Source organism: Candidatus Pelagibacter bacterium nBUS_29 (assembly GCF_051200905.1).
In the GTDB taxonomy this organism is placed as follows: Bacteria; Pseudomonadota; Alphaproteobacteria; order Pelagibacterales; family Pelagibacteraceae; genus Pelagibacter.
On sequence record NZ_CP172843.1, the window covers coordinates 778,879 to 803,535 of the forward strand.

The window sequence follows — 24,657 nt, forward strand, 5'->3', positions numbered from 1 at the left end:
AAATTTTGTAAATTATAAGATCAGTATGAATAAAAAATTAAATACTAAAGAAAATGAAGCTCAAATCATAAAAAAGGAGGATTTTGATCAACATAACAGTAGAGGTATCTACATGAGAGATGATCATTGTGATTGGGGTTCTAGTGGAATGAATGATCTTATTAAGTCTTTAGACGATAATAACTAATCCATTCTTACTAATTCAATTTTCTCAAACAACTAAACATCATAGGATAAACAAAAATGAGTGCAGAAAATATCTCATACAATCTTAAAAGATTTGCTGGAATAAAACGTGATTACACTGACGATGAAGTTGAGCGTCTTCGAGGTTCAATTAAAATTGAGTATTCTATGTGCAAAAATCAATCACAAAAACTATGGAATTTATTAAATTCAGAAGCTTATGTTAATACACTTGGATCATTATCTGGTAACCAAGCAGTTCAACATGCTAAGGCAGGATTAAAAGCAATTTATCTTAGTGGATGGCAAGTAGCTGCTGATGCAAATACTGCAGGTGAAATGTACCCTGATCAATCTTTATATCCTTATGATAGTGCACCAAAATTAGTTGAGACAATGAACAATTCTTTGGTAAGAGCTGATCAAATTCAGCATATGGAATTACAAGATGGTGATATGAAGAAAGAAGATTCTGTTGATTATATGTTACCAATTATAGCAGATGGTGAAGCAGGATTTGGAGGACCATTAAATGTATTTGAATTGACTAAAAAATTTATAAGAGCTGGTGCAGCAGGTGTTCACTTTGAAGATCAGTTGGCTAGTGAAAAGAAGTGTGGCCACATGGGTGGTAAAGTTTTAGTTCCAACTGGAACTATGGTTAAAAATTTAAAATCAGCAAGACTTGCTGCAGATATAGCAGAAGTACCTTTGATTATTTTGGCTAGAACAGATGCTAATGCTGCAAAATTAATTACAAATGATTTTGATGAAAATGATAAACCATTTTTAACAGGTGAGAGATCTCCTGAAGGTTTCTTCTATGTAAAAGATGGAATTGAGCAAGCTATTTCAAGAGGACTTGCTTATGCACCTTATGCGGATTTGATTTGGTGTGAAACAGCAACACCAAATCTTGCTGAAGCTAAAAAATTTGCAGATGCAATACATGAAAAATTTCCTGGTAAATTGTTAGCATATAATTGTTCACCTTCATTTAATTGGAAAAAACATTTAAGCGATGATGAGATAGCTTCATTCCAACAAGAGATTGCTAAAATGGGTTATAAATTTCAATTTATCACATTAGCTGGATTTCATACTCAAAACATAGCTATATTTGAACTTGCAGAAAAATATAAAGCAGAAGGTATGACTGCTTATTCTAGAATACAACAACAAGAATTTTCTAGAGAAAAAGATGGCTACACAAGTGTGAAGCATCAAAGAGAAGTTGGAACTTCGTATTTTGATGCAGTATCAAACACTATTAGTAGTGGAAAGAGTTCAACAACTGCAATGGCAGGTTCAACTGAATCTGAACAATTTTAAACAAAAATAAATTCCCTCTAGTTTTTTAATAGCCCTTAACTGGGCTATTTTTTCTTTGAAAACATAGAAATAATTGTTAATTATCAAAAATGAGTAATAAAAATTTTGGTTTTGGCACGCAAATTAGAAAGTCTCCTTACTTCGACTCCACTGTTAAATGGGGTGCTACAGGATTTTCAGTTTATAATCATATGTATATTCCAAGGGATTTTGGCAGTCCTGAGCAAAATTTCTGGAACTTAATAGAAAAAGCTATTCTATGTGATGTGGCTGTTGAAAGACAGGTTGAGATTACTGGTCCTGATGCATACAGATTTACACAATTATTGACACCTAGAGATTTATCAAAGCTTGCTATTGGTCAATGCAAATATGTTTTAATTATAAATAATGAAGGTGGTATTTTAAATGATCCAGTTTTACTAAGACTAGCTGAAAACCATTTTTGGTTATCATTGGCTGACAGTGATGTTTTGTTATGGGCGCAAGGTGTAGCTGTTAATTCAAGCTTAAATGTACAAATTAAAGAACCAGATGTTTCTCCATTACAATTACAAGGCCCTACTTCTGGTGAAATAATGGTTAAACTTTTTGGAGAAAATATTAAAGATTTAAAATATTACTGGTTAAGAGAATATGATTTAGATGGAATTCCTTTAATTGTTTCAAGAACTGGCTGGTCAAGCGAACTTGGTTATGAAATATATTTAAGAGATGGCTCTAAAGGAAATGAACTATATGAAAAAATAATGTTAGCTGGAAAGGAACATGGTTTACAGCCAGGTCACACTTCATCAATTAGAAGAATTGAGGGAGGAATGCTATCATATCATGCTGATGCAGATATCAACACAAACCCATTTGAGCTAGGATTGGATCGTCTAATAAGTTTAGATAATGATATAAACTTTATAGGTAAAAATGCTTTACAAAAAATTAAGCAAATAGGGATTACAAGAAAACAAGTTGGTATCGAAATCGATTGTAAACCTTTAAAAGGACCAAATACTACCTTCTGGAAACTTTCAAAAGATAATATGGAAATTGGTAAAATTACATCTGCAGTTTATTCGCCAAGACTAAAAAAAAATATAGCTCTAGCTATGGTCTCAGTTGAGCAATCTGAATTAGGAAATAAATTTAAAGTATCTACAAACGAAGGTACATTTGGCTGCACTGTAGTTGAAAAACCTTTTTATGATCCTAAAAAAAAGATCGCGAGTAATTAAGATTTAATATTATATCCTTTTTTCAATAATACAGTCACTACCCCAATGCAGATGAATAAGAAAACTACCATTGAACTGATACTAATCCAGATATTAAAATCAGATACTCCATAAAAAGCAAATCTTAATCCATTAATTAAATAAACTACTGGATTAAAGTATGTAACTGTTTGCCAAAAAGGTGGCAACATATCTAGTGAATAAAGACTTCCTCCCAAAAATACCATTGGTGTAATAAATAATGTTGGGATGATAGACATTTGCTCAAAATTCGAGCTCATTAATCCTATTAAAAAACCAAACAATGCAAATGTGAAAGCAACGAGCATTAGTAAAAAAATAACTAAAAGTGGATATTTAACATCTACTTCAACAAAAAAATTAGCAGTAATAAAAATTACTACTCCAACAACTAATGTTTTGGTAGCTCCAGCCCCCACAAAAGCTAACACTATTTCTAATGTTGAAATTGGTGCTGCTAAAATTTCATAAATAGTTCCATTAAATTTAGGAAAAAATATTCCAAAAGAAGTATTAGTTATTGATTGAGTTAATAATGTTAGCATTAGTAACCCCGGAACTATATATGATCCATAACTAATTCCATCAATTTTTTCAACATAACCGCCTATGACAGATCCAAATACAATAAAATAAAGAGAGGTTGATAAAACTGGTGAAAGCAATGATTGCATCAAGGTTCTTCTAAATCTATCCATCTCATGAAGATAAATTGCTTTAAAGGCTGAGTAATTAAATTTCATTATTTTCCTTTACTAAACTAACAAATATTTTCTCTAAAGTACTTTGTTCAGTTTTTAAATCTTTTAATTTTAGCCCGGCATCTTTTATATCCTGTAATAAATTTGTAATTCCAGTTTGTTCTGCTTGAACATTGTAAGTGTAATCAATTGACATCTTATTAGGACCCAAAACTAAATTATATTTATCTAAACTGTCTGGAATTTTAGAAATTTCATCTTGAAGATCTACAGTTAATTTTTTATGTCCCATTTTTTTTAATAATTCTTTAGTTTCTTCAACAACTATTATTTCACCTTGATTGATAACTCCTACTCTATCCGCTATAGCTTCTGCTTCTTCAATATAATGTGTGGTTAAAATAATTGTAACTCCTGTAGCTCTTAACTCTTCAACAATTTTCCACATGTCTTGTCTTAACTCTACATCCACACCAGCAGTGGGTTCATCTAAAAATAAAATTGAGGGTTGATGAGATAAAGCTTTGGCAATCAAAACTCTTCGCTTCATTCCTCCTGATAATTGTCTTAATCTTTGATCCTTTTTATCCCAAAGACTTAATTGTCTTAAAATTTTTTCAATATGATTTGGATCAGGCTTTTTTCCATATAAGCCTCTTGAATATGAAACATTGTTAAAAACAGTTTCAAATTGTTCTAAAGTTAATTCTTGTGGAACTAAACCAATTCTAGATCTTGTTTCTCTATAATCGCTAATAATATCAAATTCGTCAACAGTGACTTTCCCAGAAGATGGTTTTACAATACCACAAATTATACTAATTAATGTTGTTTTACCGGCCCCATTAGGCCCAAGCATTGCAAAAATTTCACCTTTTTTAATATTTAAATTAACACTTTTAAGAGCATTAAATCCATTTGCATAAACTTTTGAGAGATTATCAATGATTATTTGGTTTTCTGACATGAGATGTAACAGTTATATAGAGGTTATCTATTGAATTTCAATAATAATAAAAGAAGTAATCTAAAGAGACCATTTTAAAATGGTCTCTATATGATTTTTGATTAACGTTTTTTTATCTCTAGAATTATGGCTGGAAGAAATGTCGCTACCATAAAAGACAAAAACAATAGAGATTGTAAAACAAATGGAGAAAACATTTCCTTAGACATTAATAATCCCACAAGTAAACTTTTTGAAAAATCTGGGAATGGAAATAATAAAAAACCACCAATTAATCCAATGACTATTGCAAAATAGGCAGTTTTTTCATTTAAACGTTTATTGTAAAAGCTGAAAAAAACGGTGTACACAAATGCACAACATAATAAATCAGCTAATAAAAATAAATACAAAATATCAAAACCCTTTGAAGCAATAAAAAATGAAACTAGAGATATAATTATAATAAAATATCTTGAAAGTTTTAAATAATCAGTTTTATTACTAAGATTAAATGTTGCTTTACCATCAACCACTAAAAGACTTGAAATTGCATTAACTAAAGTATCTACAGTTGAAATTGTAAGGGCTAGCCCAAGTATTATTATTAACAAAGATAAGGTTTGTGTTTGCTCTTTTAATAATAATGTAAAAAATCCTAAATCAGGTCTTTGACTTGGATCCACTGAAAAGGACACCATTCCAGTAAATCCCATAAAAAAAACTATAGGTATAATTATAAAAAAAGAAATTAATAAACTCTTTTTAAGAGTTTGATAATCTTTTGCAGCATAAACACGTTGCCAATTTCCTTGGTGAAATAAATTAGTTGCAGCTACTGCAATAAAAAAAGTTAATCCTGCTGTATAACTTGGGACATAAGAACTGCTAAGTAATTGAGGATTTTTTTGTTTTATAAATTCTAATGAATAACTGTTACCTGTATAGGATAAGATATAAGAAATTGAGATTAGCAACAAAAAAGTAATTACAATCATTTGAATGTTATCCGTAAATATTGATGCTCTTAAACCACCATACAAAGTGTAAGTAAGTGTCGCCATAAGTACAATTAATGCTGTAATCCATAGCTCAGTTCCTGAAATATAATTTATCAGTACTGCAACAGCGGTAACTTCTGCACATAAGAATATAAACATATAAAATATAGTAATTAATAAAACTAGTTTAAATAAACTTTTTCCAAATTTTCTTCTCATAAATTCAATTAATGATGATCCTTTTGGAAACTCAGTTCTAATTTTTTTTCCTAAATAAATTAAAAAAATCATTGGAAAAGCTGTACCGAGTGCATAACCAATAACAGCTCCTAGTCCGCCCCACGTAGCAGCGGCCGCAGGACCAAATAAAATCCATGCTCCTAATGCAGAAGCAATTAGACTTGTCGTTAATGAAAACAAACCAATATTTCTATTTGCTGTGAGATAATTATTGATCCCTTTAAATTTTTTAGAATGATAAAGACCTAGTACTGTAAATAATAGGCTTATAACTATAACTAACGATAACGATGTTGATTGACTTATAAGATATGTTTTATCCATTGTTCTCCCTTTCTGAATTACCGGACAGGTTCTTAGGGTTTATTCTCAGTCTGTTAAGACACCCCTTTCAAAATTAATATTATATTTTAGTAATTATTGATAGTTTTTTTTAGAAAAAATGTTTCTCAATCAAATAATACAAAGTAAAAATGATTAATGATGAACAAATAATGATAAAAACTCTCTCTTGATTGCTCATTACTGTTGGCTTTTGTGATTCATTATCTCAATCATGCATTGAGTAGCATATTCTCGCCATTCAGATGAGCTTTTTGTTTTAAGATTATCTAAATGATCACGATTACTTTTGATATCATTTTGATGTTTAAGTTTATCAGCACCATTAAGATTTTCTTCCATACTTGATAGATTTGTTTCCATCGCTTTTATCCATTCATTACCAAGTTCAACACATCTCTTGTCATCTTTTTCATCACATATTTGTTTGAAAAAATTAAATATCACATCATCTGTTTTAATAGCGGTGTTCATTTTACTTATTACAAATACCAATTGAACCTGGGCCGCAAGTTTCGCCACCTGTCCATGTTGCACCAATCAAATTAGCACCATCAAAGTTAGTATTGGTAATATTAGATGAAGTAAAATTAGCTTCCATTAAATTTGCATTTTGAAAATTTGCTTCAATTAAAGTTGCTCCCATAAAATCAACTCTTGTCAAATTGGAGCCAGCAAAATTAGTTTTTTCAAAATTTGCTCCAATAGAAATTGTTTCATAAAGATTTGCTCTAACAAAGGTAGACTCGGGAAAAGTTCCAAACGATAAATTTGAATTCATCATTATACTTTTATCAAAATTGACCTGAATAAAACTTGCAAAAGATAAATTTGAATTTGGAAGATAGCTTCCTTGTAAATCTTGCGCATCTGAAAATCTACAGTTTGAATAATCAACTCCGTCTGTCAAAGGATCGTCACACGCTGCATTGCTATTTGTAAAAAAAAGTAAGCTTATTATGATTAAAAGAACATTTTTCATAATTAATGTTAACAAATTAAGATTAATTACACAAATATAAGAAAGTTAATTTTTATTATTGTTTTTTTTCCCAATTAAATCTTGGAAACGTCTCAAAAGCTCGAATAATGCTTTGTGACCAACTATCAGTAATTGAAGAATACTCAGGATCATTAATTTCAAACTTATTTTGATATATAGGTTGAATTAATCCCTTTTTATAAACAACAAAATCAATTGGAGGACCAACTCTCAAATCACTTTTAATAGTTGAGTCCATTGAAATTAGCGCGCAACGAGCAGCATCACCAAGTGTAATATCAGGTTTTAAAACTCTATCCAAAATTGGTTTTCCATAATTAATTTCACCAATAATAAGATAAGGCCTGGCTTCGGACGGTCTAATATAATTACCCTGAGGATATACAAGATAAATTTCTGATTTTTGATTTTTAATCTGACCACCAACGATATAGGATGATCCTAATTGTAAAACCTCTTCATTAATTCCTTGAGGTGATGAATGTTTTACTGTTAGGGATCCAATATAATTTGCAACTTCCTCTAATGTTTCACATGTATTTAAGCTTGTATCAGGATTACTAACTTCCAAATCTTTTTTAATAGAGCCAAAAACTGCTTGTGATGTTGCCAAATTTCCTGAAGTAACAATTACTAAATTTCTATCACCTACTGCATAATTTAACATTTTGGTGTATACGTTGATGTTATCAAGTCCAGCATTCGTTCTTGAGTTTGAAGCAAAGACCATCCCTTCATTAACATTTATTCCTATACAATAAGTCATTTTGAATTACTTATTATATGAATTTGTCATTAAAAAGAACATTTTAATATTTAATTGTATTTTATTTTCATGTTTTTTTAATCTTTTTATGATTTAATTGTAAATGCCTAAAATTTCATGGGATAATTACAAAGCTAATAATGTTTTTGATGAATATTTAACATCAAAAAATAAATTAAGGCCAGAAACCAAAAATATCTCAAATTTTATTGCCAAATATTCAAAACAAAAACTTTTAACAACAATTAAAAGTTCAGAAAACGCAATTAGTCAAAGAGGTATCACATTTAGAGTTTACTCAGAAAATAAGCCAGCCGATCATTACTGGCCACTTGATATTATTCCAAGAATTATTACAAAAAAAAATTGGTCTAAAGTTTCTAAAGGACTTATTCAAAGGGTAAAGGCTCTTAACTTGTTTATTCATGATGTCTACAACGAACAAAGAATTTTTAAAGAAAAAATCATCCCAAAAAAAGTGGTGTTTGACTCTGGAAATTTTAGAAAAGAATGTGTTGGAGTAAAACCACCTTTTAAAGTTTGGGCTAATATTTGTGGATCAGATCTTATAAGAGATATTGATGGTAATTTTTTAGTTCTAGAAGATAATTTAAGAGTTCCTTCTGGTGTTTCTTATATGCTTGAAAATAGGATGGTTATGAAAAGTGTTTTTCCTGAAATTTTTGCAAAACATAAAATAAGCCCTGTTGATGAATATTGTTCAAAACTTTATTCTTGTATGCGCTCTCTTTCAAAAAATAAAAATGATCCAAAATTAGCTATTCTTACACCAGGTATTTATAACTCCGCATATTTTGAACATGCATACCTAGCTCAACAAATGGGGGTCGAACTTGTTGAAGGGTCAGATCTGTTTGTTGAAAAAGATAAAGTATTTATGAAAACAGTCGGAGGCAAAGAACAATTACATTCACTTTACAGAAGAATTGATGATTTATTTTTAGATCCAAAAGTATTTAATAAAAAATCTTTGATTGGTGTGCCTGGTATTTTTAAAGCTTGGAAAAAAGGTAATATTAGCATTCTTAATGCTCCAGGCTCAGGTGTTGCTGATGATAAGGCTGTTTATAGCTATGTTCCTAAAATGATTAAGTTTTATTTAGATGAAGAGCCACTAATAGAACAAGTAGAAACATTTTTATGTCATAATAAAAAACATAGAGATTATGTGATTGAAAATATTTCAAAACTAGTAGTAAAACCAGCAAATGAATCTGGTGGTTATGGAATTTTAATGGGTCCTAAAGCGTCAAAAAAAGAATTAAGTGAATATGTTAAGAAAATTAAAAAAAACCCAAGAAATTATGTGGCTCAACCTCTTATAAATTTATCTACATCACCAACATTAATTAACAACCAACTTGATCCAAGACATATTGATTTAAGACCTTTTATTTTATCAGGATCAAATCATTACGTAACTCAAGGTGGTTTAACTAGGGTTGCTCTAAAAAAAGGAAGTATGATTGTAAATTCATCTCAAGGAGGTGGAAGTAAAGATACATGGATTATAGATAGTTAAATATGTTAAGTAGAAGAGCTAAATTAATTTTTTGGATGTCTCGTTATTTAGAGAGGTCAAATTTTACATCAAGATTACTTATTACAACTAGCGAGCTACAGCTTGATTTATCGCTCGAAAATGAAATTTCCTGGAAACCATTATTAACTGCAATGAGTCTTAATAAAGACTATCTAAAATTGAATAAGAAATATTCTGAAAAAAAAATAATTGAATTTTTTATTTCAAATAAAGAAAATCATTCATCAATTATTAATTCACTTAATTATTCTAAAGAAAATTCCTTAATTGTTAGGGATATTTTACCCGAACAATCGATTTTAAAGTTGAATGAACTACTTATCAAATTTAACAAAACTATTAACAGAAAAAACTCTAATAAAAGAAATCTAAAATTATTAAGTAACATAATTCAAGGATCACAAAATTTTATGTATTCAACAGACTTAGAAATGCAAAGAAATATTGATTATCAGTTTCTAGGATTAGGTCGTTTTATAGAAAGAACAGATATGTTAATTCGAATACTCCAATCACAAACGTTAAGATCTAATCAACATAAAAAAGGATATGAGTATTTAACTTTAGAGTGGATTAATATCTTAAAATCAATTTCGGCATTTCAAGCTTATCGACAACATTCTAAAAAAGATATTTCTATATTAGATATTATTGAGTTTTTTTTAAAAACAAAAATTTTTCCAAGATCTATAAATTGGAATTTAAATCAAATTGAAAGAGCTATTTTTAGAATATCAAAAAAAAATGATCTGACAAAAAATATAAAAGAAATTCAAAGAGATGTGAATAATTTTAAAGTTAAATCAGATGATTTAGATAATTTTTTATTATTTTTAGAAAAAATACAAAAAAAAATTGTTAACCTAGATAATTTAGTTCAAAAAAAATATTTTTCTTAAAATAAAAAAAACTAAGAATTTAATTTTTCAATTTGTAATTCTGCATCTTTAATAGATTTATCATAATCAAGAGCCATCTGGTCAGCACTAACCACATCAACCTTTTCAATACCAAAAAAATTTAATATAAACTTTAACCAAGGTGTTAAGAAATCCTCTTTACTATTTAGCTTTGTTCCTCCTGATGTAATAACTAAATAAGCACGTTTATTTTTCAACAAACCCTCTCTTCTTCCATCAGGTTTAAATCTAAAAGTTTCACCAACTCTGGCAGCTAAATCAGACCAAGCTTTTAAAGTAGCAGGAGGACCATAATTATAAATTGGGGCTGAAATTATTATTATATCGCTCTCTTTTAATTCACTAACCAACTTATCAGATAGTTTAAACATCTTTTTATGTTCTTCAGTTTGATCTTTTTCATCAATTTTCATTCCAGACTCTGTCAAACCACTCACAAAAAGCATCTCATCATCTAAATCACGATAAATAACTTCATCACCAGGTTTTCTAATTTTATCCAACACTTTTTTTGCTAATGCTCTTGAAGAAGAACCCTTTTTCCTTGCGCTTGAATCAATTTGATAGATTTTCATTAAATAATCTTAACCGAAATTTTGCATAAAAGGAAAAATTTTAATTATATAAAAACCAACAGCTTGCAATTGATTTGTTAAAATTAATATTCCTGTAATTAAAAGAATAATTCCACCGACTTTAGATATTAAATTTATGTTTTTCTTAAAATTTTTTGAAAATAATAGAAATTTTTGAATTAAATAACCTGATAAAACAAAAGGTATTGCAAGACCGATGGAGTAGAAGCTTAATAAAATAATAGCTTTCGACAAAGTTTCTTCAATAGAAGCTAAAGCTAATATTGATCCTAGAATTGGTCCAATACATGGTGTCCATCCAAAACCAAAAGCTAATCCTATTGTATAAGGAAATAAAATATTTTGTGATTTTTTTGCCTCAAATCTTTTCTCTAAATTAAGATATCCAATGTTAATTAGCCCGATCAATTGTAAAGAAAAAATTATTATTACAATTCCTGCAATTATTCTTAAAGTTTCAGAATTTTGCAAAAGTGTTTGACCTAAAAAAGATGCTGATGCTCCTAAAATGATAAATACGGTTGAAAAACCAAAACAAAATAAAATTAAAGGTAATATATTAATTTTTTTTGATTTTAAAATTTCCTGTAATGACTGACCAGAGATAAAAGAAACATACCCAGGTATCAAAGGTAAAACACAAGGAGATAAAAAACTAATAAGTCCAGCTCCAAAAGCTATTAACAATTCAATCATTTATCCTGTATTTTTCATTGCTGCAGATATTCCAGCTATAGATGTCATTAACGCATCATCTAGAAATTTTTTATCTGATTTTTTATATTTTTTATTATTAAGTTTATTCATAACATTAGCCTGCAATATATTTAACATTTCTGTATAATTATTTCTTATAAATAATGCTTTTCTAAATTCTTTTCTCTCTTTAATTACTTCTTTTGGGGTAATTTTATTGTGTAATTCAACTAATGCTTTGAATTGAAATCTCAATTTTTTACCAATTCTTCTTAATGCTTTGTCTGCTAAATTATTTTCATAAATAATTGAAATCTCTGGGTCTACTTTTGAAATAACCATGTCTAATATATCCATTGTTGAGATAAAATAGGGCCAGTTTTTTTCCATATCAGTTAATGTTTTGGAATATTTTTTAATTGATCCATATCTTAGTGCTTCAGTGGTTCCTAACCAAGCAGGTAACATTAATCGAATTTGAGTCCATGCAAAAACCCACGGGATAGCTCTTAGACCTTGAATATTATCAATATTTTTTCTTTTGGTAGGTCTTGATCCAATTGCTAGCTTACCAAGTGATTTGTGTGGAGTAACAGTTTTAAAATATCTAATAAAATCTTCACTTTGATTAAGGTTTTTTCTGTAAGCTGATGTTGAAATTTCTGACATTTTTTCAATTAGATTTCTCCAATTTTTTTTAGATTTTGGTGGAGGGTTTAATGAAGCATCCATTACAGCTCCTATATAACTACAAAGATTATATTCTGCTAATGGCTTGTATCCATACTTTTGTTGAATAACCTCTCCTTGATCAGTAATTCTAATTTTTCCATTAACAGTATTTGACGGTTGGGATTTTAGTGTTGCTTGAATGGGGCCACCACCTCTGCCTGCAGAACCGCCTCTACCATGAAAAAATACTAAGTCGATCTTGTATTTTTTTGCAAGGTTTCTAAGTTCTTCTTGAAGCTTATATTGATGCCAACTTGCAGATAATTTTCCTGCATCTTTACTAGAGTCTGAATAACCAATCATTACCTCTTGTTGGTTTTTAATAAGTTTTCGATACCATGGTAATTTAAAAAGGTTTTCCATTACACTTTTAGCATTTTTTAAATCATCCAAAGTTTCAAAAAGAGGTACAACTCTTAATAGTTCATTAGCTTGGGTTTGTTTTTGTAAAAAAAAAACCGCTAAAATATCTGATGCCTTTGAAGTCATTGATATCACATAAGCACCGAGACATTGAGAAGGTTCATTTGATATTTGTTTAAAAGTATCCCAAACTTCTTTGTTTTCTTTATTTCTAATATTTAATTTTTTCAAAAAATATTTTTTTTGTTTAATTAAAGAATTAAGATAATTAATTTTTTTATCTTCACTAAAATCAGAAAAATTAATCTTATATTTATTTTTTAATATTTCATTTAACAATTGGTCATGCCTAGATGACTCCTGTCTAATATCAAGTCTAGCTAAATTAATACCAAAGCATCTCACTCTTCTTATTAAATCTAACAAATCAGAATTAGCTATATACTGTGAATTATTTGAATTTAATGACTCTCTTATATCTCTGAGTGGTTTTAAAATTTCGTTTTTATCTTTTAATAATTTACTTTCATCAAGTTGTTCATTTTTGTTTAAATGATTTTCAATTGATTGATAAGTAGTCCTAACTTTATCTCTGATTGGTCTTAAAAAAACCCTATAAGGTTCGAAAGTTTTGCCTGTTATTTTTCTAATTTTAGAAGAGCATTCTTTCATGGATAAATCTTGTATTAATTTAGTTAATTCTTTTTCATATAATTTTGCTGCTTGCCATCTAGAAAAAAGGATTGCTTTTTTTGTTACTTTAGCCGTGACATTTGGATTTCCATCTCTATCTCCCCCCATCCATGAGCCAAATTGAATGGGATTAAAACCTCTTGGCAAATCTTTTTTTAAATTTTTTCTAAAGATATCATTTAGTCTTTTATAAACTTTAGGAATTGTGTCCCATAAGCTATCTTCTATAACAGCTAACCCCCATTTTGCTTCATCTAATGGAGATGGCTTTGATCTTTTGAGCTCATCTGTTTTCCATATTATTGTGATTTGGGTATAGATTTGTCTGTCTATCTCTGTAATTTTTGTGGGATATCTTTTATATAAATGTCTTTGCTCCATTAAATCGATTAAATTTGCATATTTTTGAATCAATGTTCTTCTTTTAACTTCGGTTGGATGGGCAGTGAGAACAATGCCAATATTCAAATTTTTAGCTTGTTCATATACCTCATTATTAGAAATTTTTTTATTTTTAAAAAGCCCTTCAATTATGTCTTCAATAAATAAATTTTGATTTTTATTTTTAAAATAAGGATTGTTGTACTCATTAAGTTTTCTAGATGCATCAAGGGACTCAGCCAGATTCATTAAATTTAATATGTGTAAAAACGCTCTTGTAATTTTAAATGTTTGTTCAGGTGAAAATTTTTTAATTTTATTTGAAATCTTTAAAAAAACTTTATTCTTTTGTTTGTCCAATAACGTGTCTTTAGATAACAATCTAAGACTTTCTACTATTTTAAAAAATATTTCTCCTTCTTGATCCTTAATTACCTTACCAAGAATTGTACCTAAAAATTTAATATCCTCTCTTAAAAGTTTAGTTGGAATTCGTTCGTAATAAAGATCTCTTTTTTTCATTACTGAATATAAATTTTTTTTGTAAAATTCCTTTCGTGTTAGTTTTTACACTAAAAAGGAATCCTGAGTATCTATATTTTAGCAAATCTGCTTTGCTCATACCTTTTGTGGCTGTAGTGATAAAAATTTCACTATTATTATGTCCTCCAAATGCACAATTTGTAATATTTTTTGCAGGCAAATTTATTTTATGTATTAATTTAGCATTTTTGTTAAATACCGAGACACAAGCACCATGAAAATGTGCAACCCAGAGATTTTTATATTTATCCAATGTCATGCCATCTGGAGAACCATCTTTTATTAAAAATCTCTTGAATATTTTTTTTCTAATAATGTTGTTCTTTTTATCAATTTTTATTTTATAGATTATTTTTTTTGAGCTATCAGTGTGGTAAAAATTATATTCATCAATAAATGCAGGCCCATTTGTAATTCTATAATTCTTATCCACTTTTATTAAATTCAAATCTTTATCTAATTTATAAAGTGAGCCTTTTTCAATTTTTCTTTCAAGATTGTCCATAGTACCAAACCATAAATTTCCTTTTGGATCAGTTTTACCATCATTAATTCTATTTAATTTTATATCTTTTTCTATTAAAATACTTTTAATAATTTTTTTGGTTTCAATATTTTGGATTCTTAATTCTCCCTGAAGACCTAAAATAAAAATATTACCTTTAACATGGGCCAAAAAACCAATTTCTTTATTAACTTTATATTTTTTCTTTTTGTTATTTTTTATATTTAAAGAAAAAAAAATTTTCTTTTTAATATCTACAAAATAAATTGAGTTGTGCTCTTTAACCCATAAGGTTCCTTCACCCAATTTACATCTTAACTTCCAAAGTACTTCAGGTACTGAAGTTTTAATTTTATTCATTAATTTCAAATTCTTTAATAAAGTCATTATTTGGTGTTACGCCAATACCAGCATTGTCTGTAACGGCAGCCAATCCATCATTTTGTTTTACTTGATCTAATATTGAAAAATCCTCAGTTGGTAAATCTGTAATAAAAATATTCTTTTCTGTAGTATCAAACTCCAGCATTGCTTTTGATGGAAATAATCCTCCTGGCATATCAGGTTGGGCTGTTAATAAATGCAAATTAACTGCAATACTTACTGCTGATCCCCATACATGATTTATAACAGGAATAAAATTAGCTTGTGCTAGCGCTGATATTTTTAAATATTCTGTGATTCCACCTAAACCACAAACCTCTGGCTGAGCTATATCTATGCATTTGTTTTTTATTAATTCATTCCAACCATATTTTGTAAATTCTGCTTCTCCTCCAGCAATATTAGTATTTATTTTATGTTTTAATTCTTTATATCCCTCATAATCTTCAGGAGCTACAGGCTCCTCAAACCAAAATATATCAAGTTCATCCAACCCTCTTCCAACATATAATGCATCGTTTAAATTATAGGCATGATTGGCATCAACCATTAACTTAAAATCTATACCAATTTCTTCTCTAACCGCTTGAACTAATTTCAAGTCATCTTTTGGACCCAGTCCAACTTTCATTTTCATTGCTTTAAAGTTTTTGGATTTGATTTGTTTTGCTTCTTCCTTGAAAAGCTCAATCAATTCATTAACTGATTTATTTTGCAACATCATTCCATAACCATATACTGGTATTTGGTTATTACATTTGCCACCAATTAATTGATAAAGTGGCATATTTGTTTTTTTTCCTAAAATATCCCATAGAGCGATATCAACACCTGATAAAGCTTGGATTGGCATTCCTTTTTGACCACTATCCCTAAGTAAATTATATACTTTTTGCCAAATAAACTCTTTATTCATTGGATTTTCCCCAACGATTAAAGGCTGAATAACTTTTTCAACTATAAACTTATTAGCTAAAGCAATATTACCAGGTCCAAAACATTCTCCCCAACCTGAAATTCCTTCATCGGTTTGAACTTCAACGAGGTGGGTAGTTCTATGTTTATAGTACTGCTGTGAATAACCTAGCTCTTTATCTAACTCATATTTAAGTACATGACTTTTAATAGAAGTTATTTTCACAATTTATTATAAAGCAACTACTTTCGAGTTTTGCTCACCTAAATTTTCTATTGATAGTTTCATTGTGTCTCCTGCTTTTAAAAACTGCTGAGGCTTCATTCCCATACCAACACCTGGAGGAGTTCCAGTAGTTATTATATCACCAGGTTGTAAAGACATAAATTTGCTCACATAGGAAACAATTACATTTACATTAAATATCATTGTACTTGTGTTACCAGTTTGCATTCTATTGCTATTGACATCTAAACTCATTTTTAAATTATTAATGTCAGATATTTCATCTTTTGTAACAAGGTATGGTCCAATAGGCCCATAAGTATCATGAGATTTTCCTTTAACCCATTGACCCATTTTTTCTATTTGCCATTCTCTTTCACTCACATCATTAACTAAGCAATATCCTAAAATATGATCTTGAGCTTTATCCTCTGAAATATGTTTTGCTTCTTTACCGATTATAATTCCAAGCTCAACTTCCCAATCTAATTTCTTTGATCCATTTACAATTTCAACATCATCGTTTGGACCAGCTATACAACTAGTTGCTTTCATAAACATTATAGGTTCAGAAGGAACTTCCGCACCAGTTTCAGCAGCATGATCAGAATAATTAAGACCAATAGCTACAAATTTACCTGGTTTTGTTATGCATGAACCAACTCTTTCACTTGAAGATAGTTCCGGTAGTGAAGACAAATCTACACTTTGTAGTTTTGAAATAGTGTCAAAGTTCACATGATCAGGATTTAGATCTTTTATGTGTGAACTAATATCCCTAATTTTACCTTCTTTATCTAATGCTGCTGGTTTTTCACTTCCTTTTTGCCCTACTCTTAATAATTTCATAATTTACCTTTTTTTTATTAATTAAATTGAAATTCCACCATCCACTGAAATTGTTGTTCCAGTCGTAAATGTTGCATCATCACCTGCTAGATAAACAGCTACAGCAGCAATTTCTTCTGCTGTCCCTAATCTTCCCATAGGTTGTCTAGCTATAAAATCTTTTTTTGCTTGAACTGGATCTGGGCTTTGATTTACTCTGTCTTGCCACGATGGTGAAAATACTGTTCCAGGTGCAATTGAATTACATCTTATATTTTGTTTCACAAAGTCTGCTGCTATTGATTTAGTCAAACCAATAACTGCTCCTTTTGTAGTTCCATAAACAAATCTATTTGGAAATCCCTTTAAACTTGAAGCGCATGATGAGACGTTAATTATACTTCCACCATTTTGTTTAACCATTAAAGGCAAAATTGCTTTACACATTTGATACATAGATTTGACATTTACATCAAAAGAAAAATTCCAATCTTTATCCTCACATTCAAGAATGCTACCATGATGAACAAATCCTACTGCATTAAATAAAACATCAACTTTATCCAAACTTTTTACAAATTCTAAAATCGCATTATTATCTGTTGAGTCAAGCGTTTGAACATTAATATTAGGATACTCTTTATTTAGATCAGCAAGGGTTTTGTCGTTTAAATCTGTTGCGGTAACATTTGCTCCTTCATTATGAAATGCAATAGCAGTAGCTTTTCCAATTCCTTGACCTGCTGCAGTTACTACAATTTTTTTACCTTCTAATCTTCCACTCATTTTTTATTTATCCTTTCAATTTCTTTATATAGAGAACTATGATCTGTTTCTCCATGGCCATTTTCAACAAGAGTTTTATACATTTCTTTCACTAAATTTGAAATAGGTAAATGTGTGTTAAAACTATTTGCGCACTCTAAGATATTGTTCATGTCTTTAAGATGAACTGAAGTTTTTCCTTTTGGAGTAAAATCTTTATCAATCATTCTTTTTCCATGCGTTTGTAGTATTTTACTATCAGCCCAACCACCAGATAACGCTTTAATCATTTTATTTGGATTTGCTCCTGCTTTTTCACAAAGAGTTACAGCCTCTGCAACCGCTCCTATAGTTAGACCAACAATAACTTGATTTGCTAATTTGGAAACTTGTCCACTTCCTGAAGGTCCAACTAACGTTGGATTACCCATAGTTTTAAAAACTTCAATTGCCTCATCAAAAACAATTTGCTCACCACCCACCATAATTGCTAATGAAGCTTCTTCTGCACCAATAGTTCCACCTGACACAGGGGCATCTAAATAATTTATATTTTTTGATTTTAAGTTATTATAATGTTTTGTTGCAGTGGTTGGTTTTACCGAGCTCATATCAATGACTGTTGAGCCTGACTTTAAATTATCTAAAAAATTGGAGCTACTCATGACGTCATCTATTGCTGTGTCGTCAGTTAACATTGTGATTACAATATCACTATCTCTTACAACGTCATTAATAGTTGATGCGATTTCTGCACCTAACACTTTTAGTGGTTCTGTTTTATTTATTGATCTATTAAATACCTTTAAATTATATCCAGCTTTAAGTATATTTAGAGCCATTGGTAGACCCATTAGGCCTATACCTATAAAACCAATCTTTTTCATTATTTGGGCTTAAACTCGTGGAAATTTTGCGTAGTAAATTCTGGAAAGAACATTACACACGCTAAAACAATTAGTTGAATTAAAATGAATGGACCAAATCCTCTAAAAATATCTGTCAATGATATGTGTGGAGGAGTAACTGATTTTAAATAAAAAGCTGCAGGACCAAATGGTGGGCTTAAAAATGAAACTTGCATATTTACACAAAATAAAATCCCAAACCAAATAGGATCAAAACCAAGAGCTAAAACTATTGGCAAAAATACAGGCATTGCTAATAAAACAATTCCAACCCAATCCATAAACGCACCTAATATTAAGAACATTATTTGCATCATAAAAATTAAGTACATTGGTTTTAAATCATAACCTAAAATTAACTCAGCAACGTATGTTGGGCCACCTGCTAACGAGTAAGCTCCAGCTAAAGTTGTTGCACCAAATGTAATTGTTAAAATTGTTCCAGATGCTTTAAAAGTTCTAACTAAGGCATCTCTAAATAAAAACCATGTTAATTCTTTTCTAAAGAAAATTATAATCAATGTAGCAACAACACCCATACCTGCTGCTTCAGTAATTCCAGTGATACCAGAATAAATTGAACCCAAAACAATTACCACTATAGCAATTGGAGGAAGTAGACCTGGAAGGTATGACATCTTTTCTTTAAAAGTTAAAGCTGGTTCATCACTTATCGGCGCAAGATGAGGCTGAAGTCTTGTTCTGACAAGAATATAAGTAATAATTAAACCTGAAATCATTAATCCAGGAACTATTGCTTCTTGAAACAACATTGTAATAGAAGTTTGAGTTGTTAATCCATAAATAATTAAAACAATGGATGGCGGTATCATTGTTCCTAAAGATCCAGATGCACAAATAATACCAATGGACATATCTTGATCATATTTAAGTCTCAACATTTGAGGAAGCGCAATCAATCCTAGTAAAACTATTTCTCCTCCAATAATTCCACTCATAGCTGCCATGATTGTTGCCATTATTGCTGTTACAACACCTACTCCACCTCTAGTTTTTCTAAGCCAAGCATTTAAAGCATCATAAAGGTCTCTCGCTATGTTCGAGCGTTCAAGTAAGGAAGCCATAAATATAAATAAAGGAACAGATAAAAATGAATAAGTTACTACAAGCGAATAATATCTTGAAAGTAAAATTCCAAGTGCATGCTCACCAATATTTGCAAATACCACTACGGCAGCCATAAAACCAGAGGCAAAGCCAAGCGGAACACCTATTGAGATAAGTGCAAGTAAACCAAATATAACTATTAATGAAAGTGCTCCTATTTCCATATTATTTCAAATCTTTAGATGGGTCGTATTGTTTTTCTTTTGGATTTTTCCAATCCACTATTAAGTTATTTACTGATTGAACCGCAATAAGAAACACACAAATCAGTGTAAGTGGTTTCATGGTAGCAGGTATAGGAGGATCCCAAAAAGTTGCAAATCTTTCCCATGTTACAAATGATCTATGCGCGTCTTCCCAACCTCCATAAATGACAGCAGCAGCAAATATGACTATTACTAATGTGCTTATTAAATCAAAAATCCTTTGAGTTGGTCTTTCTACATAATCATAAAGCATCACAATTCTAATATGACTTCTAAGTCTTGTTGCATATATTCCACCAACTAAGTAAATAACCCCTGCTAACCACAAGCATAGTTCATTTACCCACATAGTTGGTTTTTCCATAATATATCTCATAAAAATTTCGTACATCATCACAATTACAATGACTGGTATTAAATATTTAATTGTATGACTTATGAATAAAGTAATTCTATCTATCCAATTGATTGGAAAGTCATCTTTGCTTGCAACTTTTTCTGTTTGTTCTTGTAAGGACTTATCAAGCATAATTTTTTAAATTTTGAAAAAGAAGGGCCCTTTCAGGCCCTTCAAGATTTTTCTGTATGCCTATAATTATAGGATACCGTTAGCTTTCATGTAAGCTTTGTGCATTTCTATAAGTTGAGCAGCCTCAGGAGATTTTGTCTTCCAAGTTTCCCAAGCTTTTAATGCAGATGCTCTGAACTTAGCTCTTTCTGATGGAGCCCAGTCATGAAGAGTAACACCCATACCTGCTAATTGTTTAACAGCTTCAGCATTTTTTCTCTCAACTAAGCTAGTGATAGTTCTACCAGCAATTTCTATTCCGGCTTTCATAGCACCTCTTTCATGAGCTTTTAACTTTTTCCAAACTTTAGAATTACAAGCTAAGTGGTCAGCTGGCATAGAGTGGAAACCGGGATATGTAGCATATTTATTTTGCTCATAGTGTCCACCTGCAGTGTTAGTTGCTAAACTAGAATAGTCAGCACCATCAATTAGACCAGTTTGTAAAGCAGTTGGAACTTCACCAAAATCCATTACGATTGGTTTAGCGCCTAACTCGGCAAAGATCATACTTTCCATTCCTGGAGGCGATCTAAATTTAAAGTCTTTAATAGATGCAACATCTGGAATTGGAACACTTGAAATAAGTGACTCATGTCCAGGTATCCACCAACCAATAAGTGTCATTCCATACTTATTGTATAGTGCATCAACTGCATCTTGAGCACCAGGGTACTTTAAGAAATCATATTGTTGATAAGGGTTATCGTATCCACCCATTACATCACCTGCAAATTGGAACGCAGCATTTTTACCAGTTTGGTAACCAGCACCCGTCATATCACAGTCAATAATTCCAGTTTGTGCAGAGTTAAATACTTCTGCAGATTTTCCTGAAACTGATGATGAATAAAACATTTCTACTTTTAAGCTTCCACCAGAAAACATTTCTACGTTTTTAGCGAATTGAGCTGCAACTTCACCATTTGGCGAATTAGCAGTAAAGTGAGTTTCAATCTTTAGTGTTTTTGCATTTGCAGAACCAAATAAAGCAACTGAAACAACAGCTACCGCAGCTATAGTTTTTGATATTAATTTTAACATTATCTTCCTCTCGGTTATGTTTTTAATAATAGAACTAAATCATATTTAATTAAAAATTACAAATTAATCAAAATAATTTGTGTATAGAAATTATATATATTTATTAAATAAACAACTTTAAGTTGTGTTAGACTACTTCTGAGATCAGTGGTTTATTTTCAAAGAAACAAAAAATATTATCAACTGCCATCATGCTCATTGCTAAACGAGTTTCATGAGTAGCACTACCAACATGAGGTAACACAAAACAATTATCTAGCTTCATGTATCTTGCATCTAAATTAGGCTCATTATTAAAAACATCCAAGCCAGCAGCATAAATTTTATTGTTCTGTAGAGCCTCTATTAAAGCATCATCATCAATAGTTGAGCCTCTTGAAGTATTAATCACTACAGCATGCTTTGGTAGCAAATTAATTGTTGCTTTATTTAAAATATGTTTAGTCTCAGCTGTTGCTGGTGTATGAATACTGACAAAATCACATTCAGGCATCATAGATTCTATATCTGAAAAATATTTTGCTCCATCTTCTAGATCAGAAGAAAGTTTGTTTCTATTATAATAAATAATTTTCATTCCAAACGCTTTGGCGCACTTTGCAGCCATTCTTCCTATTCTACCCATTCCAATTATACCAAGTGTTTTTCCTGTAACTGAATTTCCTATCATAAATTTTGTTAAATCAGGTTTTTGATCTTTCCATGTTCCAGATCTTACCAAATTATATGCTTCACCAATTCTTCTTGAAGCAGCTAAAATTAAAAGAATTGTCGTTTCAGCAACAGCTTCGTTTAATACATTTGGAGTATTGGTAACTTTAATATTTTTATCCTCAGCAGATTTAATCGAAATATTATCATAACCTACTCCCACCTGAGCAATAATTTTTAACTTTCCATTTAAATCTTTAAAAAACTCTTCTCCAATTTTATCAAAACCAGTTGATATAAATCCATCATACTCATTAGCCATCTTAATAAGTTCATTGTTTGGAATTGGTTCATCTTTTGGATTAAGCGTTACATCAAAATCTTTTTTTAATTTTTCTTCAGCTGTATCTGATAATTTTCTTGTAACTAATATTTTTGGTTTCATATTAATGTGAGTTTCTTGGTGTGCCTTTTTTAGTAGCAATATCTAGATATAGAGATCTGGATTTAATGCAAGCACCATCTTCAAGTTGTCCAACTGTATTTCTAAAAATTTCTTGCCATGGAGTTTGGTTGTCAATTTTAAGAAGTTTCTTTTTCTTTCTTCTTATTTTAAATTCAGCTTGAGAAATTAATAAATCTACTCTTCTTTTATTTAAATCTATAGTCATCTTGTCTCCAGTTTTAACTATCGCTAAATCACCCCCTACAGCAGATTCTGGTGAAACATGAAGGATAGATGGGCTTTCTGAAGTACCACTTTGCCTTCCGTCTCCAAGCGTCGGTAATGCATTAATCCCTTTTTTTAGTAACTTATCTGGTGGTTGCATATTAACAACTTCTGCAGCACCAGGATAACCAACTGGTCCACAGCCTCTAATTATTAAAATTGATTTTTCATCTATCTTTAATTTTTTACTATTTATTCTTTTGTGATAATCCTCTGGTCCTTCAAACACTACTGCTTTACCTGTAAAAACATTTGGTTTTTTAGGGTCTGATAAAAATCTTTCTCTAAATTCTTGGCTAATTACCGAAGTTTTCATTACAGCTGTAGAAAAAAAATTACTTTTCATAACCAAAAATCCTGCTTTTTCTGTTAAGCATTCTTTGAAAGTTTTGATTACACTTCTGTCAACATCTATTTTTCTTTTTAAATTTTGACCAACATTTTTTCCTGATACCGTCATTATATTGGTATGAATTTTTTTATGTTTCATCAATTCTTTCATAACAGCGGGAATTCCACCAGCTCTATAAAAACTTTCCATTAAATATTCACCAGCTGGCTGACAGTTGGCAAGCAATGGAATTGCATGTCCTAATTTTTGCCAATTAGATAAATCAAATTTAATTCCCATGTGTTTTGCAATAGCAATTAAATGCGTTGTACAATTACTTGATGCACCTATTGCACTCGCAACCACCACTGCATTTTCAAATGCTTTACGTGTCATAATTTTTGATGGTTTTAAATCTTCATGAACCATACCAACAATTCTTTTTCCAGTTTCAAAAGAAATTTGTTCTCTTTCTCTGTAAGGTGCAGGTATAACTGCACATCCTGTTAAAGACATTCCTAAAGCTTCGGCAACTGAATTCATGGAAGAAGCTGTTCCCATTGTATTGCAATGACCTATGCTTGGAGCAGAAGCGGATACCATATCCATAAACTCATCATAATTAATTTTTCCTTTTGACAACAATCTTCTTGCTTCCCATATAACAGTCCCTGATCCAGATAACTTACCTTTGTAAACACCATCTAACATTGGTCCACCTGATAAAACAATTGCTGGAATGTTTACAGTTGCTGCTGCCATTAAAGCTGCTGGAGTAGTCTTGTCACAACCTGTTGTTAAAATTACTCCATCTATTGGATATCCATAAAGTACCTCAACCAAAGAAAGATAAGATAAATTTCTATCTAACATTGCAGTTGGTCTTTTTCCCGTTTCTTGAATTGGATGTGTGGGAAATTCCATTGGAATACCACCTGCTCTTCTTATTCCATCCTTTATTCTTTTACTTAAAGACTGAAAATGTCTATTGCATGGTGTTAAATCACTTCCCGATTGAGCTATACCAATGATAGGATTGCCTGATTGAAGCTCCTTTCTTGTTAAACCATAATTGAGATAACGCTCTAAATATATAGCAGTTTGCTCAGGATCTTTTGGGTTATCGAACCACTGCTGACTTCTTAAATTCTTTTTTTTCATAGTAACAATGTAATTAAATTATTATGGCTTGTTTAAAATAATATTTATATAA

24 protein-coding genes are annotated in these 24,657 nt (G+C 30.3%); 5 read left to right on the plus strand and 19 right to left on the minus strand.

Annotated features, from left to right (window positions below; all coding sequences use genetic code 11):
* Positions 1–25 precede the first annotated feature (25 nt).
* The 3 genes from ACIJYA_RS04260 to ACIJYA_RS04270 all read left to right on the plus strand — a co-directional run bounded on the left by ACIJYA_RS04260 (position 26) and on the right by ACIJYA_RS04270 (position 2,747).
* Positions 26–187: a hypothetical protein gene (locus tag ACIJYA_RS04260; protein WP_435087455.1), complete on the plus strand. Its 162-nt coding sequence runs from the start codon at positions 26–28 to the stop codon at positions 185–187.
* Positions 188–243: 56 nt separating this feature from the next.
* Positions 244–1,518, plus strand: a complete 1,275-nt coding sequence (gene aceA / locus ACIJYA_RS04265) for an isocitrate lyase (protein ID WP_435087457.1) — start codon at positions 244–246, stop codon at positions 1,516–1,518.
* 89 nt (positions 1,519–1,607) lie between these two features.
* Complete coding sequence (locus tag ACIJYA_RS04270) at positions 1,608–2,747, plus strand: glycine cleavage T C-terminal barrel domain-containing protein (RefSeq protein WP_435087459.1); 1,140 nt, start codon at positions 1,608–1,610, stop codon at positions 2,745–2,747.
* Here ACIJYA_RS04270 and ACIJYA_RS04275 read toward each other — a convergent pair.
* The 6 genes from ACIJYA_RS04275 to ACIJYA_RS04300 all read right to left on the minus strand — a co-directional run bounded on the left by ACIJYA_RS04275 (position 2,744) and on the right by ACIJYA_RS04300 (position 7,767).
* Entirely contained in the window at positions 2,744–3,511 is a 768-nt protein-coding gene (locus tag ACIJYA_RS04275) for an ABC transporter permease (RefSeq protein ID WP_435087461.1), read from the minus strand. The genes ACIJYA_RS04270 and ACIJYA_RS04275 overlap by 4 nt on opposite strands.
* Entirely contained in the window at positions 3,501–4,436 is a 936-nt protein-coding gene (locus ACIJYA_RS04280; protein ID WP_435087463.1) for an ABC transporter ATP-binding protein, read from the minus strand. Before ACIJYA_RS04280 ends, ACIJYA_RS04275 begins: the two co-directional genes overlap by 11 nt.
* A gap of 101 nt (positions 4,437–4,537) precedes the next feature.
* A complete protein-coding gene (locus tag ACIJYA_RS04285; RefSeq protein WP_435087465.1) occupies positions 4,538–5,980 on the minus strand; it encodes a sodium:solute symporter family transporter in 1,443 nt (480 codons plus the stop codon).
* A 198-nt stretch (positions 5,981–6,178) separates the two neighbouring features.
* The gene (locus ACIJYA_RS04290; protein WP_435087466.1) at positions 6,179–6,472 is read right to left on the minus strand and encodes a hypothetical protein; all 294 of its coding nucleotides are present in this window, start codon (positions 6,470–6,472) and stop codon (positions 6,179–6,181) included.
* A gap of 1 nt (position 6,473) precedes the next feature.
* Positions 6,474–6,980 (minus strand): pentapeptide repeat-containing protein, encoded by a 507-nt coding sequence (locus tag ACIJYA_RS04295; RefSeq protein WP_435087468.1) that lies wholly within the window; start codon positions 6,978–6,980, stop codon positions 6,474–6,476.
* 55 nt (positions 6,981–7,035) lie between these two features.
* Positions 7,036–7,767, minus strand: coding sequence for a 20S proteasome subunit A/B (locus tag ACIJYA_RS04300; RefSeq protein WP_435087470.1), 732 nt, complete (start codon positions 7,765–7,767; stop codon positions 7,036–7,038).
* 103 nt (positions 7,768–7,870) lie between these two features.
* Here ACIJYA_RS04300 and ACIJYA_RS04305 point away from each other — a divergent pair, with 103 nt between their 5' ends.
* Together ACIJYA_RS04305 and ACIJYA_RS04310 are read left to right on the plus strand one after the other, a co-directional pair.
* On the plus strand, positions 7,871–9,310 hold the full coding sequence (locus tag ACIJYA_RS04305; RefSeq protein WP_435087472.1) for a circularly permuted type 2 ATP-grasp protein: 1,440 nt from the start codon (positions 7,871–7,873) through the stop codon (positions 9,308–9,310).
* Between the two features lie 2 nt (positions 9,311–9,312).
* On the plus strand, positions 9,313–10,230 hold the full coding sequence (locus ACIJYA_RS04310; RefSeq protein WP_435087474.1) for an alpha-E domain-containing protein: 918 nt from the start codon (positions 9,313–9,315) through the stop codon (positions 10,228–10,230).
* An 11-nt stretch (positions 10,231–10,241) separates the two neighbouring features.
* Here ACIJYA_RS04310 and ACIJYA_RS04315 read toward each other — a convergent pair whose 3' ends face one another.
* The 13 genes from ACIJYA_RS04315 to ACIJYA_RS04375 form a co-directional block, all read right to left on the minus strand.
* Entirely contained in the window at positions 10,242–10,826 is a 585-nt protein-coding gene (locus ACIJYA_RS04315; RefSeq protein WP_435087475.1) for an FMN-dependent NADH-azoreductase, read from the minus strand.
* Positions 10,827–10,835: 9 nt separating this feature from the next.
* Positions 10,836–11,543, minus strand: a complete 708-nt coding sequence (locus ACIJYA_RS04320; protein ID WP_435087477.1) for a cytochrome c biogenesis CcdA family protein — start codon at positions 11,541–11,543, stop codon at positions 10,836–10,838.
* Positions 11,544–14,234 carry a phosphoenolpyruvate carboxylase gene (gene ppc, locus ACIJYA_RS04325; RefSeq protein WP_435087478.1) on the minus strand — a complete coding sequence of 897 codons (2,691 nt, stop codon included), beginning with the start codon at positions 14,232–14,234 and terminating at the stop codon, positions 11,544–11,546.
* Positions 14,194–15,120 (minus strand): SMP-30/gluconolactonase/LRE family protein, encoded by a 927-nt coding sequence (locus tag ACIJYA_RS04330; protein ID WP_435087479.1) that lies wholly within the window; start codon positions 15,118–15,120, stop codon positions 14,194–14,196. Before ACIJYA_RS04330 ends, ppc begins: the two co-directional genes overlap by 41 nt.
* Positions 15,113–16,285, minus strand: a complete 1,173-nt coding sequence (locus ACIJYA_RS04335; protein ID WP_435087480.1) for a mandelate racemase/muconate lactonizing enzyme family protein — start codon at positions 16,283–16,285, stop codon at positions 15,113–15,115. The genes ACIJYA_RS04330 and ACIJYA_RS04335 overlap by 8 nt, the downstream gene beginning before the upstream one ends.
* A 6-nt stretch (positions 16,286–16,291) precedes the next feature.
* Positions 16,292–17,134, minus strand: a complete 843-nt coding sequence (locus tag ACIJYA_RS04340; RefSeq protein ID WP_435087482.1) for a fumarylacetoacetate hydrolase family protein — start codon at positions 17,132–17,134, stop codon at positions 16,292–16,294.
* Between the two features lie 21 nt (positions 17,135–17,155).
* Complete coding sequence (locus tag ACIJYA_RS04345; RefSeq protein WP_435087484.1) at positions 17,156–17,899, minus strand: SDR family oxidoreductase; 744 nt, start codon at positions 17,897–17,899, stop codon at positions 17,156–17,158.
* Positions 17,896–18,765 carry an NAD(P)-dependent oxidoreductase gene (locus tag ACIJYA_RS04350; RefSeq protein ID WP_435087486.1) on the minus strand — a complete coding sequence of 290 codons (870 nt, stop codon included), beginning with the start codon at positions 18,763–18,765 and terminating at the stop codon, positions 17,896–17,898. The genes ACIJYA_RS04345 and ACIJYA_RS04350 overlap by 4 nt, the downstream gene beginning before the upstream one ends.
* Positions 18,765–20,078 (minus strand): TRAP transporter large permease, encoded by a 1,314-nt coding sequence (locus tag ACIJYA_RS04355; protein ID WP_435087487.1) that lies wholly within the window; start codon positions 20,076–20,078, stop codon positions 18,765–18,767. Before ACIJYA_RS04355 ends, ACIJYA_RS04350 begins: the two co-directional genes overlap by 1 nt.
* 1 nt (position 20,079) lies before the next feature.
* Positions 20,080–20,649 carry a TRAP transporter small permease gene (locus tag ACIJYA_RS04360; RefSeq protein WP_051348057.1) on the minus strand — a complete coding sequence of 190 codons (570 nt, stop codon included), beginning with the start codon at positions 20,647–20,649 and terminating at the stop codon, positions 20,080–20,082.
* Between the two features lie 66 nt (positions 20,650–20,715).
* Positions 20,716–21,732: a TRAP transporter substrate-binding protein DctP gene (gene dctP, locus ACIJYA_RS04365; RefSeq protein WP_435087489.1), complete on the minus strand. Its 1,017-nt coding sequence runs from the start codon at positions 21,730–21,732 to the stop codon at positions 20,716–20,718.
* Positions 21,733–21,859: 127 nt separating this feature from the next.
* Positions 21,860–22,828 (minus strand): 2-hydroxyacid dehydrogenase, encoded by a 969-nt coding sequence (locus tag ACIJYA_RS04370; RefSeq protein WP_435087491.1) that lies wholly within the window; start codon positions 22,826–22,828, stop codon positions 21,860–21,862.
* A 1-nt stretch (position 22,829) separates the two neighbouring features.
* Positions 22,830–24,605, minus strand: a complete 1,776-nt coding sequence (locus ACIJYA_RS04375; protein WP_435087493.1) for an IlvD/Edd family dehydratase — start codon at positions 24,603–24,605, stop codon at positions 22,830–22,832.
* Positions 24,606–24,657 lie beyond the last annotated feature (52 nt).

Excerpts from the sequence above, each read along its gene's own strand:
- ACIJYA_RS04260 (WP_435087455.1), top strand. The coding sequence starts at position 26 with ATGAATAAAAAATTAAATACTAAAGAAAATGAAGCTCAAATCATAAAA.
- aceA (WP_435087457.1), top strand. The coding sequence starts at position 244 with ATGAGTGCAGAAAATATCTCATACAATCTTAAAAGATTTGCTGGAATA.
- ACIJYA_RS04270 (WP_435087459.1), top strand. The coding sequence starts at position 1,608 with ATGAGTAATAAAAATTTTGGTTTTGGCACGCAAATTAGAAAGTCTCCT.
- ACIJYA_RS04275 (WP_435087461.1), bottom strand. The coding sequence starts at position 3,511 with ATGAAATTTAATTACTCAGCCTTTAAAGCAATTTATCTTCATGAGATG.
- ACIJYA_RS04280 (WP_435087463.1), bottom strand. The coding sequence starts at position 4,436 with ATGTCAGAAAACCAAATAATCATTGATAATCTCTCAAAAGTTTATGCA.
- ACIJYA_RS04285 (WP_435087465.1), bottom strand. The coding sequence starts at position 5,980 with ATGGATAAAACATATCTTATAAGTCAATCAACATCGTTATCGTTAGTT.
- ACIJYA_RS04290 (WP_435087466.1), bottom strand. The coding sequence starts at position 6,472 with ATGAACACCGCTATTAAAACAGATGATGTGATATTTAATTTTTTCAAA.
- ACIJYA_RS04295 (WP_435087468.1), bottom strand. The coding sequence starts at position 6,980 with ATGAAAAATGTTCTTTTAATCATAATAAGCTTACTTTTTTTTACAAAT.
- ACIJYA_RS04300 (WP_435087470.1), bottom strand. The coding sequence starts at position 7,767 with ATGACTTATTGTATAGGAATAAATGTTAATGAAGGGATGGTCTTTGCT.
- ACIJYA_RS04305 (WP_435087472.1), top strand. The coding sequence starts at position 7,871 with ATGCCTAAAATTTCATGGGATAATTACAAAGCTAATAATGTTTTTGAT.
- ACIJYA_RS04310 (WP_435087474.1), top strand. The coding sequence starts at position 9,313 with ATGTTAAGTAGAAGAGCTAAATTAATTTTTTGGATGTCTCGTTATTTA.
- ACIJYA_RS04315 (WP_435087475.1), bottom strand. The coding sequence starts at position 10,826 with ATGAAAATCTATCAAATTGATTCAAGCGCAAGGAAAAAGGGTTCTTCT.
- ACIJYA_RS04320 (WP_435087477.1), bottom strand. The coding sequence starts at position 11,543 with ATGATTGAATTGTTAATAGCTTTTGGAGCTGGACTTATTAGTTTTTTA.
- ppc (WP_435087478.1), bottom strand. The coding sequence starts at position 14,234 with ATGAAAAAAAGAGATCTTTATTACGAACGAATTCCAACTAAACTTTTA.
- ACIJYA_RS04330 (WP_435087479.1), bottom strand. The coding sequence starts at position 15,120 with ATGAATAAAATTAAAACTTCAGTACCTGAAGTACTTTGGAAGTTAAGA.
- ACIJYA_RS04340 (WP_435087482.1), bottom strand. The coding sequence starts at position 17,134 with ATGAAATTATTAAGAGTAGGGCAAAAAGGAAGTGAAAAACCAGCAGCA.
- ACIJYA_RS04345 (WP_435087484.1), bottom strand. The coding sequence starts at position 17,899 with ATGAGTGGAAGATTAGAAGGTAAAAAAATTGTAGTAACTGCAGCAGGT.
- ACIJYA_RS04350 (WP_435087486.1), bottom strand. The coding sequence starts at position 18,765 with ATGAAAAAGATTGGTTTTATAGGTATAGGCCTAATGGGTCTACCAATG.
- ACIJYA_RS04355 (WP_435087487.1), bottom strand. The coding sequence starts at position 20,078 with ATGGAAATAGGAGCACTTTCATTAATAGTTATATTTGGTTTACTTGCA.
- ACIJYA_RS04360 (WP_051348057.1), bottom strand. The coding sequence starts at position 20,649 with ATGCTTGATAAGTCCTTACAAGAACAAACAGAAAAAGTTGCAAGCAAA.
- dctP (WP_435087489.1), bottom strand. The coding sequence starts at position 21,732 with ATGTTAAAATTAATATCAAAAACTATAGCTGCGGTAGCTGTTGTTTCA.
- ACIJYA_RS04370 (WP_435087491.1), bottom strand. The coding sequence starts at position 22,828 with ATGAAACCAAAAATATTAGTTACAAGAAAATTATCAGATACAGCTGAA.
- ACIJYA_RS04375 (WP_435087493.1), bottom strand. The coding sequence starts at position 24,605 with ATGAAAAAAAAGAATTTAAGAAGTCAGCAGTGGTTCGATAACCCAAAA.